Source organism: Pseudomonas sp. Leaf15 (assembly GCF_001421425.1).
In the GTDB taxonomy this organism is placed as follows: Bacteria; Pseudomonadota; Gammaproteobacteria; order Pseudomonadales; family Pseudomonadaceae; genus Aquipseudomonas; species Aquipseudomonas salomonii.
This window is the reverse complement of sequence record NZ_LMKI01000034.1, coordinates 50,841-65,861: the sequence shown is the minus strand read 5'-3', so window position 1 is coordinate 65,861 and position 15,021 is coordinate 50,841. Positions and strand designations below refer to the sequence as shown.

The window sequence follows — 15,021 nt, the reverse complement described above, 5'->3', positions numbered from 1 at the left end:
GATCCCGCTTGGGAACCGGGTGGCCGAGCCGCCGTTGGCGTTTGTTACGAGGCTGTTTAATGCCGCTGTCCACTATTCATATCCTGCATCAGGACGCCGCCGTCCTGGTGGTGAACAAGCCAACCCTGCTGCTCTCGGTGCCTGGCCGCGCCGATGACAACAAAGACTGCCTGATCACCCGCCTGCAGGAAAACGGCTACCCCGAAGCCCGCATCGTGCACCGCCTGGACTGGGAAACCTCAGGGATCATCCTGCTCGCGCGCGACGCCGACAGTCACCGCGAACTGTCGCGCCAATTTCACGACCGCGAAACCGAAAAGGCCTACACCGCCCTGGCCTGGGGCCAACCGGAACTGGACAGCGGCAGCATCGACCTGCCCTTGCGCTACGACCCGCCGACCAAGCCACGCCATGTAGTCGACCATGAGTTCGGCAAGCATGCGCTGACCTTCTGGAAGGTGCTGGAACGTTGTGGCGACTGGTGCCGCGTGGAGCTCACGCCGATCACCGGGCGTTCGCACCAGTTACGGGTGCACATGCTGTCGATCGGCCATCCGCTGCTCGGTGATGGTTTGTACGCCCATGAACAAGCCCTGGCCGCCTGGCCGCGTCTGTGCCTGCATGCGAGCATGTTGAGCTTTACGCACCCGCAAAGCGGCGAGCGGCTGCGCTTTGAATGCCCCGCCCCGTTCTAAACTGCAAACACAGTCAAATGTGGGAGCTGGCTTGCCTGCTCCCACATTGGCCTTGCAGGGTTTTCAAGCGAGTAGCTTCACTTCAAATGTGGAGCCAATACGGTAAACTCCGCGCATTGCTGTCTGGAGCTATTTATGCGCGAAGCGTTGAATCAAGGCCTGATCGACTTCCTCAAGGCCTCCCCTACTCCTTTTCATGCCACTGCCGCCCTCGCCCAGCGCCTGGAAGCGGCCGGTTACCAGCGTCTCGACGAGCGCGAAACCTGGGCCACCGAGGCCAACGGGCGCTATTACGTCACCCGTAACGATTCCTCGATCATCGCCTTCAAGCTCGGTAAGCATTCGCCGCTGCAAGACGGCATCCGTATGGTCGGCGCCCACACCGACAGCCCGTGCCTGCGGGTCAAGCCCCAGCCGGAGCTGCAACGCCAGGGCTTCTGGCAGTTGGGCGTGGAAGTCTACGGCGGCGCGCTGCTGGCGCCGTGGTTCGACCGCGACCTGTCGCTGGCCGGCCGCGTGACCTTCCGCCGCGACGGCAAGGTCGAGAGCCAACTGATCGACTTCAAGTTGCCGATTGCCATCATCCCCAACCTGGCCATTCACCTGAACCGTGAAGCCAACCAGGGCTGGGCGATTAACGCCCAGACCGAGCTGCCGCCGATCCTTGCGCAGTTTGCCGGTGATGAGCGGGTGGACTTCCGCGCCGTGCTCACCGAGCAATTGGCCCGCGAGCACGGCCTGAACGCCGATGTGGTGCTCGACTACGAGCTGAGTTTCTACGACACGCAAAGCGCTGCGGTGATCGGCCTCAATGGCGATTTCATCGCCGGTGCGCGCCTGGACAACCTGTTGTCGTGCTACGCCGGTCTGCAAGCCTTGCTCACCAGCGAAAACGACGAAACCTGCGTGCTGGTGTGCAACGACCATGAAGAAGTCGGCTCCTGCTCGGCCTGCGGCGCCGATGGCCCGATGCTGGAACAGACCCTGCGCCGTCTTCTGCCGGAAGGTGAGGAATTCGTCCGCACCATTCAGAAATCTCTGCTGGTGTCGGCAGACAATGCCCACGGCGTGCACCCCAACTACGCCGAGAAGCACGACGCCAACCATGGCCCGAAACTCAACGCCGGCCCGGTGATCAAGGTCAACAGCAACCAGCGCTACGCCACCAACAGCGAAACCGCCGGGTTCTTCCGCCATCTGTGCATGGCCCAGGAAGTGCCGGTGCAGAGCTTTGTGGTGCGCAGCGACATGGGCTGCGGCTCGACCATCGGCCCGATCACCGCCAGCCACCTGGGCGTGCGCACCGTGGATATCGGCTTGCCGACGTTTGCCATGCACTCGATCCGTGAGCTGTGTGGCAGCCATGATCTGGCGCACCTGGTGAAGGTGTTGGGCGCGTTTTATGCGAGTCGCGATTTGCCCTGACCTCAGGGGCTGAATGCGGTCAAAACTGTGGGAGCGGGCTTGCTCGCGAAAGCGGAGTGTCAGTCAATTCATCTTTAACTGGCACACCGCATTCGCGAGCAAGCCCGCTCCCATAGTTGGTTTTGCATAAACCTGACCCATATCACTCCAACTTCCCACAATCCGACCTAGACTTGTCAGTATTCCCACTCCGACAAGGCCGTCGCCCCATGATCTCCATGTCCTCGTTCCACGCCATGCTCATTCCCATCATCATCGGCATGATCCTGCTCGCGACCGGCTTCAACTTTCGCGACAAGCCAGTGGGTGTGTTTGGCATGTGGATCGGCATGCTGTTGATCCTCGGCACCGTGGTTTACAAGATCCTCGCCAAACTCGCGGAATAACAAATGCACTCGCATTGGGCATAGCGGCCTCGTACACTCGGTCAATTCGTCGTTTTCAAGGTTGACCGCCTCGTGCTTTCCCGTCTGTTTGCCCTGCCCTGCTATTTTCTGATCGCCCTGCTCACGCTGCTGCCCCTTGCGCCAGCACACGCCGTGAGCCTGCCCGGCCTGCTGGGCAGCACCAACAAGACCCAGCCCCAGGCCGATGTGCCGCTGGGCCAGTCGCTGGACGAGGTGATCAAGACCCTGGAAAACGATCAGCAGCGCACCCAGCTGCTGAGCGACCTGAAGAAGCTGCGCGAGGCCACGCGAAAAGCCCAGCCCGCGACCGAACAAGGCGTGCTCGGCTTGATCGGCAGCACCCTGGCCGAGCTTGAATCCCAGTTTTCAGGGGCCGACAGCCCGCTGGGGCGCTGGTCCAACGAGATCGACCTGGCCAAGGATGAACTCACGGCGTTGATGCTGCCGGCCACCGAATGGCTGCCGATCATTTTCGGTTTTGCCGTGATCCTGGCAGTGTGGAGCCTGCTGGCTGCCGCGTTGATCTGGCTCAGCCACCGCGTACGTGAACGTTTCGGCCTGCACGAAGAACTGCCGCAACACCCGCGCACCTGGGACATGGTGCGTTTCGCCCTGCGTAAATTGGGGCCATGGATGATTGCGTTGATCATCACCGTTTACCTCAGCTACGCGCTGCCTTCGTCCCTGGGCAAATCCCTGGCGATGGTGCTGGCCTATGCGCTGGTGGTCGGCACCTGCTTCTCGGCCATCTGCGTGATTGCCTTCTCGGTGCTCGACGGCCCGCACCGCCACCGGGCACTGTATATCCTGCGTCATCAGGCCTTTCGCCCGCTGTGGTGGATCGGCAGTTTTGCCGCCTTCGGTGAAGCCTTGAGCGACCCAAGGCTGGTTGCGGCGCTTGGCCAGCATCTGGCCCACACTGCCGCGACCGTCGCCAATGTGATGGCCGCGCTGTCCACCGGCGTGTTTATCCTGCGCTTCCGCCGCCCGATCGCGCACCTGATCCGCAACCAGCCGCTGTCGCGCCGCCTTACACGCCGCGCCCTCACCGACACACTCTCGATCATCGGCTCCTTCTGGTACATCCCGGCGTTGTTGCTGGTGGGTATCTCGCTGTTCGCCACCTTCCTGTCGGCCGGCGACACCAGCACCGCGCTGCGCCAATCGCTGCTGTGCACGGTGTTGCTGGTGCTGTGCATGGTGATCAACGGGCTGGTGCGCCGCCATGCGCTCAAGCCGCAACGCGGGCACAAACGCCACGCGCTGTACTCCGAGCGCCTGAAAAGCTTCGTCTACACCCTGGCCCATCTGGTGGTGTGGCTGGTATTCATCGAGCTGGGCCTGCGTGTGTGGGGCCTGTCGATGATTCGCTTCACCGAAGGTGACGGCCATGAAGTCAGCGTCAAACTGTTCGGCCTGGGCGGCACGCTGCTGTTTGCCTGGCTGATCTGGATCCTCAGCGACACCGCGATCCACCATGCCCTCACCCGCTCGCGCAAAGGCCTGGCCAATGCGCGTGCGCAGACCATGATGCCGCTGATCCGCAACGTGCTGTTCGTGACCATCTTTATCATCGCCGCCATCGTCGCCCTGGCGAACATGGGCATGAACGTCACGCCGCTGCTGGCCGGTGCCGGTGTGATCGGTATCGCCATCGGTTTCGGCGCACAGTCGTTGGTAGCCGACTTGATCACCGGCCTGTTCATCATCATCGAAGACTCCCTGGCGATTGATGACTACGTGGATGTCGGCGGCCACCTTGGCACCGTCGAAGGCCTGACCATCCGCACCGTGCGCCTGCGCGACATCGACGGCATCGTGCACACCATCCCGTTCAGCGAAATCAAGAGCATCAAGAACTACTCGCGGGAGTTCGGCTACGCGATCTTCCGGGTGGCGATCCCCTTCAACATGGAAATCGACGACGCCATCAAACTGATGCGTGATGTTGGCCAGAAAATGCGCAACGACCCACTGCAACGCCGCAACATCTGGTCGCCGCTGGAGATTCAGGGCGTGGAAAGCTTTGAGTCCGGCAGCGCGATCCTGCGGGCGCGCTTCAAGACCGCGCCGATCAAGCAGTGGGAAGTGTCACGGGCGTTCAACCTGTCACTCAAGCGCCAGCTGGATGAAGCCGGGCTGGACCTGGCAACACCGCGCCTGAGCGTGCAGGTGGTGACCGCCGGTACGGTGCAGGAGAAAGATCAACAACAATAAACAAGGAGAGGTCTGTATGCGTTTGAACGGTCTGACACACCAATGGGTTTTCGGCATGCTGTGCGGGCTCGCCAGCAGCGCGGTGATTGCCGCCAGCAATGGCCAGGGCAATGACCTGGAGAGTGCCCGGGAAGAAATCGCCGCCCAGGCCAAAATCCTCGAACCGGCGTTGCTGGAAACCCGCCGCGATATCCACGCCCACCCCGAGCTGGGCAATACCGAAACCCGCACCGCCGAACTGGTCGCCAAACAACTGCGCGACCTGGGCCTCGAAGTCAAAACCGGCGTGGCCCGCACCGGCGTGGTCGCCATCTTGAAAGGCGGTTTGCCCGGCCCGACCGTGGCCCTGCGTGCCGACATGGATGCGCTGCCGGTCAAGGAAGTCGCCGACCTGCCCTTTGCCTCCAAAGCCAAAGGCACCTACCTGGGCAAGGAAGTCGACGTGATGCACGCCTGCGGCCACGACGCCCACACCGCCATTTTGCTCAGCACCGCGAAAATCCTCACTGGCATGCGCGAGCGCCTGCCCGGCACCGTGGTGTTTTATTTCCAGCCGGCCGAAGAAGGCCCGAGCGACTTTATCCCCGACGGCAAAAACACCTGGGGCGCGAAAATGATGGTGCAGGAAGGCGTGATGAAAGCGCCCAAGCCGGACGCGGTGTTCGGCCTGCATGTCTGGGCCGGTGTGCCTGCCGGGCAGATCGCCTATCGGCCGGGCCCGACCCTGGCCAGCTCCGATGACCTGCGCATCAAGATCCTCGGCAAACAGACCCACGCCGGCCGCCCGTGGGACGGCATCGACCCGATCACCGTCGGCGCGCAGACCATCGTCGGTTTGCAAACCGTGGTGAGTCGGCGCACCGACATCTCGTCATTTCCGTCGGTGGTGAGCATCGGCACCATCAATGGCGGCACCCGCTACAACATCATCCCCGAGTCAGTAGACATGAGCGGCACCATCCGCTCCTACGACTACGGCATTCGCCAGAAGCTGCACGCGGACGTGCGCCAGACCGTGGAGAAAATCGCCGAAAGCGGCGGTGCCAAGGCCGAGGTCACGATCATCGAAAAATACGACCCAACCATCAACAACCCGGCACTCACCGAGAAAATGCTGCCAAGCCTGCGTTGGGCGGCCAAGGATGATGTGGTGCAAGGCCCACTGGTGGGCGGCGCCGAGGACTTCTCGTTTTACGCCAAGGAAGCGCCGGGGCTGTTTGTGTTTCTGGGCGTGACGCCGAGGGATCAGGACATGAGCAAAGCGGCGCCGAACCATAATCCGGGGTTCTTCGTGGATGAGTCGGCGTTGGTGGTGGGGGTGCGGACGCTGGCGTCGTTGGCGACGGATTATCTGTATACCAACACACCGCAGTAAGGCTTTATGTGGGAGATTCTATGGTTGAGGGGCAACTCTCAACCATAGAATCTCCCACAGTGTGTCAGCCAGCCAGCGCAGCGCCATCCATCTTCTGGCGCAGGCTCAACGGGCGCATGTCAGTCCAGACTTCTTCGATGTAAGCCAGGCACTCTTTCTTCATGCCGCTCTTGCCCACGGTGCGCCAGCCTTCGGGCACCACTTTGTAGTCGGGCCAGATGGAATACTGTTCTTCGTGGTTGACCACTACCTGAAACAGGATGTCGTCGCGGTCAAATACTGAGGTCATTGCTGTTCTCCATCGCAAAAAAACTGGCTGCGCACCACGCGCAGCGCTGATATCTGTAGAAACGTACCAGGCCCGCTAAAAATTAGAGGCTGGCGACGGCGGCCGCCAAGGCGCGCCCGAAGATCTCGGCCACGCGGTCGACTTCGGCGGCGGTGATCACCAGCGGCGGCAGGAAACGCACCACGCTGCCGTGTCGGCCGCCCAATTCCAGGATCAGGCCACGCTTGAGGCATTCGCGTTGCACCAGTGGCGCCAGTTGGCGATGCACCGGCGGGTGGCCCTGGGTATCGGGCGTACCGTTCGGATCAACCAGCTCAACACCCAGCATCAGCCCGCGCCCTCGAATATCGCCCAGGTGCGGGAAGTCACGCTGCAGGATGCGCAGGTGCTCCGCCAGGCGCTCGCCCATGGCTGCCGCGTGGCCGGCCAGGTCGTGTTCCTTGAGGTAGCGCATCACCGCCGAGCCTGCCGCCATCGCCATCTGGTTACCCCGGAAAGTCCCGGCATGGGCGCCCGGCAGCCAGGTGTCGAGCCAGTCGCGATACACCACCACCGCCAGCGGCAAGCTGCCGCCAATGGCCTTGGACATCACCACCACGTCCGGGATGATGCCGGCGTGTTCAAAGGCAAACATCTTGCCGGTGCGGCCAAAACCGCTCTGGATTTCATCCACGATCAAGGCCACTCCGGCCTGCTCGGTGATGCGGCGCAGGCCGCGCAACCAATCGAGATCGGCCGGGATCACGCCGCCCTCGCCCTGTACCACCTCGACAATCACCGCCGCCGGCAACAGCACGCCGGCTTCCGGGTCATTGAGCAGGTTTTCCAGGTAATGCAGGTTGACCCGCACGCCTTCCGCGCCGCCCAGGCCGAATGGGCAGCGGTAGTCATAGGGGTACGGCAAAAATTGCACACCATTACCCAGCAGAGCGCCCAACGGCTTTTTCGGCCCCAGGCTGCCCATCAGGCTCAGCGCGCCCTGGCTCATGCCGTGATAACCACCCTGAAACGACAGCACCGTGCTGCGACCGGTGGCGGTGCGCACCAGCTTCAACGCGGCTTCCACCGCGTCGGTGCCGGTGGGGCCGCAAAACTGGATTTTCGCTTCCTGCGCAAGCGTTACCGGCAACAGCCCGAACAGGTCCTGGACGAACTGGTCCTTGACCGGCGTGGTCAGGTCGAGCGTGTGCAGTGGCAACTCGTCGCTCAGCACCTGCTGGATGGCTGCGATCACCACCGGGTGGTTGTGGCCCAATGCCAAGGTGCCAGCACCGGCCAGGCAGTCGATGAAGCTACGGCCTTCGACGTCTTCCACGTAGATGCCCTTGGCCCGCTTGAGCGCCAGCGGGATACGCCGAGGATAGCTGCGGGCGTTGGACTCTTGCTGGCGCTGTCGGGCCAGCAGCGGGGTTTCTTCGAAGTGGTAGAGCGTTTCCACCGGTGCTGCGCCTGCATGCACCGGTGCGTCTTCGATACGGCTGGTAGCGACTGACATCTCTCGATCCCTCAATACGCGGGTAGGGGTGACCAAACGGGCGATCCGCGTATGTGCGGATTTCATGTTCTGGAAACGCACCAGCGCTGGGGGGATTTAGGCTTGTTGTGGTTTTTGATCGAAAGCGGGACGCGGAGCGTCCCAGGCGGCATTCCCACGCAGAGCGGAGGAACGCTCAACAGATCCCTCTATACCGCTCATTCAACGCATACAAAATCGCACACGTCTCGCCATCCAACACCCCACCATAATCGCGCGGCCGAAAGTGCATCTGAAACGCCCGCGTCCTCCATTCAAACGCCTGTCGATTCCAGGCCGGTTTATACCCGCACCGCTGAAATGCCCGCTCCACCTCTACTTCCGGTGGCAACCCAAGACAAAACCGTCGCTGGTACATCCTGCGCGTAGTGTCATCAAACCAGGCGCCGATTCCGGCCTCGAACAAGCACCGCCAAGGCAACCGAGGCCCCGGATCACTCTTGCGCCAATACGCCACATCCGAATGCCCGAGCACATCCAGAGGCCCCACCTGCGGGTACCGCCCAAGCATGTCGCGAACCAACGCGATCAACGTATCAACCTGCTCCCGGCCATATTCGGGGAAGGTAAAGACCCCGGCATCATCGCGCGCCAAATTGACGATCTCGATGCCGATCGCACGGTTGTTGAGGTTATCCAGCCCGCCCCAGTGGCTCACCCCGGCATGCCAGGCCCGTTTGTCCTCGTCCACCAGGCGAAACACCCGCAGTTCGTCATAACCGGCAGCGCCATAGCTGGGCTCATCAGGGTCAGGAAGCAAATAGTGAGCGCTGACGCCACCCTGGGTCAGCGTACGCAAAGACGACGCAAAGGGCGCCGCGGTGTAATGCAGGATCACCTGCCGCACAGCCTCGCCATTGCGTTGATTAAAATCTTTAGCGGGGAAACTGCTGTCGATCACCAACATAAGAACCATCCTTTTCAATACAGGCTGAGTCATTCAGCCCGTTCAAACGCAAAAAAATTACCGCCATCCTGAAGGGATCGATTTCAGGCTGGCGGTAATTATTTAGTGCTTGAAGAAAAGTCCTCAGCGTCGCAGCGGCATCCCCAGATCGACCCGCAGGCCATCGGCCTGGCTGTCGAATTTCAGCGAGCAGGAGCAGCGCTGCACAATGGCCTGCACAATCGCCAACCCCAAGCCACAGCCTTCACTGCTGCCATTGCGCCAGAAGCGTTGGGTCAGGTATTGCAGGTCTTCGGCAGAAATCTGCTTGCCATGGTCGCGCACGCGAAACACCACGGTGTCGGCGCGGGTGAACACGCTCAGCTCCACGCGAGTGTCACCCGGCGTATGGCGCAGCGCGTTATCCAACAGGTTACGCAGGGCCGCTACCGCCAGCGCCACCGGCATTTCCACCGGGGATTGTGTGAGGTCTTGCGCCAGGATCAGGTCGATACGGCGGTTATCGCCCGCATTGGCATCCTGAATCGCCAGGCGCGCCACTTGTTCAGCGCTCGATTGCAAGCCATCGTCAAACGACAGGCTGCCCTCGACCCGCGCCAGCAGCAGCAATTGCTCCAGGGTGCGATGCAAGCGGTCGGCGCCTTCTTCGGCGTGGGCCAGGGACTGGTCGCGGGCCGCGCCGTCGGTCATGCGGGCCACTTGCAGGTGGGTTTTGATTGCCGTCAGCGGGCTGCGCAGTTCGTGGGCGGCATCGCCGGTCAGGCGGCGCTCGCGCTCAATGGTCTTGGCGATGCGCTGCAACAGCTGGTTCTGGGTGTCGAGCAGCGGCTTCAATTCGCTGGGCAGTGGGTGAATCTGCAGCGGTTCGAGGGAATCGGCACTGCGGCGCATCAGGGCGTCGCGCATGCGGTTAAGGGGCAGCAGGCTTTGGCCGATGCCCAGCCACAACAGGCACAGGCAACCCAGCAGGGCCACGCCCACCGGCACCGAGGCCGCCAGCAGGATCGACAGGTTCAAGGCTTCGCGCTCCACCTGGCGGTCGGCGGTGGTAATCAGCAGGTCGCCACGGGACAAGGTGAAGCTGCGCCAGCCCACACCGTCAATCATCTGGTCGCGAAAGCCGCTTTTGCGCGACTCCAGGCCTTCATCCGGGGTCATGTGGCTGCGCGCCAGGATTTCCCCGCGCAGGGAGCTGACCTGGCAGGCCATGCCGCCTGGCACGTTGAGTTGTTCTGTGCGCAAATGCGTAGGCGCGCCGCTCACACTGGCCAGGCCCGGCATCTGCTCGGTCAGCCCGGCCACCATGCGCGCCGATGCCACCAGGCGCTGGTCGAGGGAAAACATCATCTGGTTGCGCAGATCGTTGAGCATCCAGGCGGCTGCCAGGACCCAGATCAACACAAAAGCAGCGCCCAACTTGAACGTCAGGCGCAGGCGCAAACTCATCACGACGCGTCCTCTCCCCCATCCGCCGTGCCCAGGCGATAACCCAGGCCGCGCACGGTTTCGACGATGCCGTTACCCAATTTGCGCCGCAGGTGGTGGATGTGCACGTTGAGGGCGTTGCTTTCCAGTTCGTCGTTGAAGCCGTAGACGCTGTCTTTGAGTTGTTCGCTGGACAGCACGCGGCCCTTGTTATGCAACAGGGCCTGCAACAAGGCTTGCTCGCGACGCGACAGGTCGACCGGCTGGCCGGCCAGGAAGGTCTCGCGGCTGCTGGGGTCGTAGGCCAGTTGGCCATGTTCGATCAGGTTGACCCGGCGCCCCGCCACCCGACGCAGCAGGGTTTGCAGGCGTGCGGCAAGTTCACGCAGGTCGAAGGGCTTGAGCAGGTAGTCGTCGGCACCGGCTTGCAGGCCGTCGACACGGTTGGTGACCGAGTCGCGGGCGGTGAGGATCAGCACCGGAATTTCCAGGCCCTGGCTGCGCTGTTGTTGCAGCAACTTGAGGCCGTCTTCATCGGGCAAGCCCAGGTCGAGCACCATGATGTCGAACGTGGCGGCCTTGAGCATCGCGCGTGCGGCGGCGGCCGAGGCCACGCGCTCGACGGTAAAACCCTGGGCGCCAAGCCCGGCCACAATGCCGCTGGCGATCAGTTCGTCGTCTTCACAGACCAGTACGTGCATGGTTAACCCTTCATGAAAGATGGGGGAATTAAAGGTTGGGCGGATTAAGCGCCGATTATGCCGTGAAAACCGACAGGCTCAGTTTAGAATAGCGCCCGGTTAATCATCGGTTAATCAACACCACACATTGTGTGCCTAACTTGCATCGAACTAAGGCTTGACCATGCGGTATCTGTTTACCTTTCTGCTGGTGTTATTCGCAGGGTTCGCCCAGGCCGCGCCGGGCAATCCATTCGAGACCAAACCCGATTTTTTGCCGGTGGGCAAAGCGTTCACCTTTACCTCCGAACGTCTTGAAAGCGGCGAAACCCAGCTGTATTGGCAGATTGCCGACGGATATTACCTTTACCAGCAGCGCATGAAGTTCGACGGCCTGGCCGAAAAGCCCGTGCTGCCGCAAGGCGAAGCCCATAGCGATGAGTTCTTCGGCGAGCAGCAAGTGTACCGCCAGGGCCTCGAAGTGAAGATCCCGGCCGGTGCCACCGGGCAGGTCAAGCTGGGCTGGCAGGGCTGCGCCGATGCGGGCCTGTGCTACCCGCCGCAGTCGATCACCGTGGACCTGGGCGGCAACCCGGCCGTAGCGGCCACCGCGCAAGCCCAGGACCAAAGCCTGGCCAGCGGCCTGCAACAGCGCAGCCTGGGCTGGAGCCTGCTGGTGTTCTTTGGCCTGGGCCTGCTGCTGGCATTTGCCCCGTGCTCGCTGCCGATGCTGCCGATCCTCGCAGGCTTGGTGGTCGGCAGCGGTGCCAGCCCGCGTCGTGGTTTTGCCCTGGCCAGCAGCTATGTGGTGTGCATGGCGCTGGTGTATGCGGCGCTCGGCGTACTGGCCGCGCTGCTGGGCGGCAACCTTGCCGCCCTGCTGCAAACGCCGTGGATCCTTGGCAGTTTTGCCGCCCTGTTTGTGATTCTGGCCTTGCCGATGTTCGGCTTCTTTGAACTGCAACTGCCGGCCTTCCTGCGTGACCGCCTGGATAACGTCAGCCGCCAGCAAAGCGGCGGCAGCCTGGTCGGCGCCGGGATTCTCGGCGCGCTGTCCGGCCTGTTGGTCGGCCCGTGCATGACCGCGCCGCTGGCGGGTGCCCTGCTGTATATCGCCCAAAGTGGCAACGCGTTGCACGGCGGTTTGATCCTGTTCGCCATGGGCATCGGCATCGGTATTCCGCTGTTGCTGCTGGTGACCGTAGGCAACCGTTTCCTGCCCAAGCCAGGCACCTGGATGAACGTGCTCAAGGGCATCTTCGGCTTCCTGTTCCTCGGCACCGCCGTGCTGATGATTCGCCCGGTAGTCGGCGAAAGCCTGTGGCTCGGCCTGTGGGGCGTCTTGGCGCTGGTGATGGCCTACTGCGGCTGGACCCTGGCCCGCGAATACGGCCTGGCGGCCAAGGTATTCGGCGCCGGTTCCCTGGTGCTGGGCCTGTGGGGCGCGCTGTTGGTAGTCGGAGCGGCCGGTGGCAGTGACGACCTGTGGCAACCGTTGAAGGTTTACAGCGGCTCCAAGGTTGGCGCTGCACCCAGCGCCCACGACGCCTTCATGACCATCAACGACCCGGCCGTGCTGCAAAGCCAGCTCGACAGCGCCAAGGCCCAGGGCCAATGGGTGCTGGTGGACTACTACGCCGACTGGTGCGTGTCATGCAAGATCATGGAAAAACAAGTCTTCGGCCAACCCCAGGTGATGGACGCGCTTAAAGACGTGCGCCTGTTGCGCCTGGACGTCACCGCCGACAACGCCGCCAGCCGCGAGCTGCTCGGGCGCTATAAAGTGCCGGGGCCACCGAGCTTCGTGTGGATCGGCCCGGACGGTGAAGAACGTCGCGCCCAACGCATCACCGGCGAAGTGGATGCCGCCGCCTTCCTGCAACGCTGGACGCAAACCCGAGACGCGCGCTGATGCTGACCCTGACCATCGGTACGTTCGCCATCGCCCTGAATCACATCCTGCTGATCAGCGCGCTGATACTCGCCACGCTGGTGGGTTGGCGCGTGGCCAAGCGTGGCGGTGAAAACCCCGAATCGGTGCTGTTCAGCCTGTTTTTGCTGGGCATGCTGGTGGCACGCTTAAGCTTTGTACTGATGTACTGGAGCGACTACAGCCACGACCCACTGCAAATGGTCGACCTGCGCGACGGCGGCTTCCTGGCCTGGCCCGGCGTGATCGCACTGGTGCTGGGCGCCGTGTTCTACGGCTGGCGCCGCCCGGCCATGCGCACGCCGCTGAGTGCCGGGGTGGTCACCGGGCTGGTGTTCTGGGGCCTGACCAGCGTGTCCCTGAGCCTGTACGACAAGGGCGCACAACTGCCGGACATCACCTTGCGCAATGCCAATGGCGACGTGGTGCAACTGGCCGACTACAAAGGCGGCCCGCTGGTGATCAACCTCTGGGCCACCTGGTGCCCGCCGTGCCGCCGCGAGATGCCGGTGCTGGAGCGTGCGCAACACCAACGCCCGGACGTGACCTTCCTGTTCGTCAACCAGGCCGAAAGCATGCAAAGCGTCAGCACCTTTCTCGCCACCCAAGGCCTGACCCTCGACAACGTGCTGTTTGATGCCAGCGGCCGCCTCGGCCAGGCTGTGGGTTCCATGGCCCTGCCGACAACGTTGTTCTACCAAGCCGATGGGCGCCTGATCAACAGCCACCTGGGCGAGCTGTCTCCGGCCAGCCTGGCCCGTGCCATGGAACCCTTCGACACTGCCCCTGCCGCCACAAGGAAACCGACATGCCAAGACTCCGCCACCTGCTGACCCTGCTGCCGCTGACGCTTGCGGCCACACTGGCCCAGGCCGAAGACTGGCCGGCGCCGATCAAACAGATCGAAGCCAAGGGTGCCAAGATCCTCGGCAAGTTCGACGCGCCCAGCGGCCTCACCGGCTACGCCGCGCAATACCAGAACCGTGGCATGGCCCTGTACCTGACCGCCGACGGTAAAAGTGTGCTGGCCGGTAACCTGTACGACGCCCAGGGCAATGACCTGAGCAGCGCGCCACTGGAAAAACTGGTGTACGCGCCGATGGCCAAGGAAGTCTGGGCCAAGATGGAACACAGCAACTGGATCCAGGACGGCGACAAAAACGCGCCGCGCATCGTCTACCTGTTCAGTGACCCCAACTGCCCGTACTGCAACATGTTCTGGGAACAGGCACGCCCGTGGGTCAAGGCCGGCAAGGTGCAATTGCGCCACATCATGGTCGGTATCATTCGCGAAGACAGCCCAGGCAAATCCGCCGCGCTGCTGGCTGCCAAAGACCCGCAAAAAGCCCTGGAAGCACACGAAGCCGCCGGCAAGGGCAGCAAATTGCAGGCGCTGGACAAGATCCCGGCAGATATCGAAGCCAAGCTCGATGCCAATATGAAGTTGATGGAAGAGCTGGAACTGTCGGCAACACCGGCAATTTTCTATCGGGATGACAAGGGCGGTTTGCAGCAACAGCAAGGCGCGCCGTCGCCGGCTGGAACTGTCGGCAACACCGGCAATTTTCTATCGGGATGACAAGGGCGGTTTGCAGCAACAGCAAGGCGCGCCGTCGCCGGACAAGCTGGTGAAGATTCTCGGGCCGAAATAGCCCATAAGATCGTTCCCCACGCTCTGCGTGGGAATGCCTCAAGTGACGCTCTGCGTCAAGCTTTGGGACGCGGAGCGTCCTGGGCTGCATTCCCACGCAGAGCGTGGGAACGATCAGTGAAGCTCTGTCGGCAACGCCTGCGATTTTTTATCGGGATGACAAGGGCGGTTTGCAGCAACAGCAAGGCGCGCCGTCGCCGGACAAGCTGGTGAAGATTCTCGGGCCGAAATAGCTCATCAGATCGTTCCCCACGCTCTGCGTGGGAATGCCTCAAGTGACGCTCTGCGTCACGCTTTGGGACGCAGAGCGTCCTGGGCTGCATTCCCACGCAGAGCGTGGGAACGATCAGTGATAGCTCTGTCGGCAACGCCTGCGATTTTTTATCGGGATGACAAGGGCGGTTTGCAGCAACAGCAAGGCGCGCCGTCGCCGGACAAGCTGGTGAAGATTCTCGGCCCGAAATAGCCCATCAGATCGTTCCCCAC

Annotated in this window: 13 protein-coding genes and 2 pseudogenes; 10 read left to right on the top strand and 5 right to left on the bottom strand. The window is 62.5% G+C overall.

The annotated features are described in order from the left end of the window. The first annotated feature begins 59 nt into the window (after positions 1-59). From ASE80_RS23895 to ASE80_RS23880, 5 genes are all read left to right on the top strand, one after another. The gene (locus ASE80_RS23895) at positions 60-695 is read left to right on the top strand and encodes an RluA family pseudouridine synthase (protein WP_056861096.1); all 636 of its coding nucleotides are present in this window, start codon (positions 60-62) and stop codon (positions 693-695) included. A 135-nt stretch (positions 696-830) separates the two neighbouring features. Next, on the top strand, positions 831-2,120 hold the full coding sequence (locus ASE80_RS23890) for a M18 family aminopeptidase (protein ID WP_017137857.1): 1,290 nt from the start codon (positions 831-833) through the stop codon (positions 2,118-2,120). Between the two features lie 209 nt (positions 2,121-2,329). Then, complete coding sequence (locus tag ASE80_RS31165) at positions 2,330-2,506, top strand: hypothetical protein (RefSeq protein WP_164488409.1); 177 nt, start codon at positions 2,330-2,332, stop codon at positions 2,504-2,506. Positions 2,507-2,578: 72 nt separating this feature from the next. Continuing rightward, positions 2,579-4,744: a mechanosensitive ion channel family protein gene (locus ASE80_RS23885; protein ID WP_056861095.1), complete on the top strand. Its 2,166-nt coding sequence runs from the start codon at positions 2,579-2,581 to the stop codon at positions 4,742-4,744. Positions 4,745-4,760: 16 nt separating this feature from the next. After that, positions 4,761-6,119 (top strand): amidohydrolase, encoded by a 1,359-nt coding sequence (locus ASE80_RS23880; protein ID WP_056861094.1) that lies wholly within the window; start codon positions 4,761-4,763, stop codon positions 6,117-6,119. Between the two features lie 64 nt (positions 6,120-6,183). On the opposite strand, the gene ASE80_RS23875 is transcribed toward ASE80_RS23880, so the two are convergent. The 5 genes from ASE80_RS23875 to ASE80_RS23855 all read right to left on the bottom strand — a co-directional run bounded on the left by ASE80_RS23875 (position 6,184) and on the right by ASE80_RS23855 (position 10,975). After that, positions 6,184-6,408: an MbtH family protein gene (locus ASE80_RS23875; RefSeq protein WP_056861093.1), complete on the bottom strand. Its 225-nt coding sequence runs from the start codon at positions 6,406-6,408 to the stop codon at positions 6,184-6,186. 82 nt (positions 6,409-6,490) lie between these two features. Further along, positions 6,491-7,903, bottom strand: a complete 1,413-nt coding sequence (locus ASE80_RS23870; RefSeq protein ID WP_056861092.1) for an aspartate aminotransferase family protein — start codon at positions 7,901-7,903, stop codon at positions 6,491-6,493. A 175-nt stretch (positions 7,904-8,078) separates the two neighbouring features. After that, positions 8,079-8,849: an N-acetylmuramoyl-L-alanine amidase gene (locus ASE80_RS23865; protein WP_056861091.1), complete on the bottom strand. Its 771-nt coding sequence runs from the start codon at positions 8,847-8,849 to the stop codon at positions 8,079-8,081. Between the two features lie 123 nt (positions 8,850-8,972). After that, complete coding sequence (locus tag ASE80_RS23860; RefSeq protein ID WP_056861090.1) at positions 8,973-10,295, bottom strand: ATP-binding protein; 1,323 nt, start codon at positions 10,293-10,295, stop codon at positions 8,973-8,975. Next, entirely contained in the window at positions 10,295-10,975 is a 681-nt protein-coding gene (locus ASE80_RS23855; RefSeq protein ID WP_017134987.1) for a response regulator, read from the bottom strand. Before ASE80_RS23855 ends, ASE80_RS23860 begins: the two co-directional genes overlap by 1 nt. A gap of 163 nt (positions 10,976-11,138) precedes the next feature. On the opposite strand from ASE80_RS23855, the gene dsbD reads away from it, so the two are divergent. The 5 genes and pseudogenes from dsbD to ASE80_RS31205 form a co-directional block, all read left to right on the top strand. Beyond that, positions 11,139-12,866, top strand: a complete 1,728-nt coding sequence (gene dsbD / locus ASE80_RS23850; protein ID WP_056861089.1) for a protein-disulfide reductase DsbD — start codon at positions 11,139-11,141, stop codon at positions 12,864-12,866. Further along, positions 12,866-13,717, top strand: a complete 852-nt coding sequence (locus ASE80_RS23845; protein WP_056861088.1) for a TlpA disulfide reductase family protein — start codon at positions 12,866-12,868, stop codon at positions 13,715-13,717. The genes dsbD and ASE80_RS23845 overlap by 1 nt, the downstream gene beginning before the upstream one ends. After that, a complete protein-coding gene (gene dsbG, locus ASE80_RS23840; RefSeq protein ID WP_056861087.1) occupies positions 13,693-14,463 on the top strand; it encodes a thiol:disulfide interchange protein DsbG in 771 nt (256 codons plus the stop codon). The genes ASE80_RS23845 and dsbG overlap by 25 nt, the downstream gene beginning before the upstream one ends. Before the next feature lie 197 nt (positions 14,464-14,660). Then, positions 14,661-14,768 (top strand): annotated as a pseudogene (locus tag ASE80_RS30895) (thiol:disulfide interchange protein DsbG); the annotation flags it as partial. Between the two features lie 119 nt (positions 14,769-14,887). Next, positions 14,888-15,001 (top strand): annotated as a pseudogene (locus tag ASE80_RS31205) (thiol:disulfide interchange protein DsbG); the annotation flags it as partial. Positions 15,002-15,021: the final 20 nt, after the last annotated feature.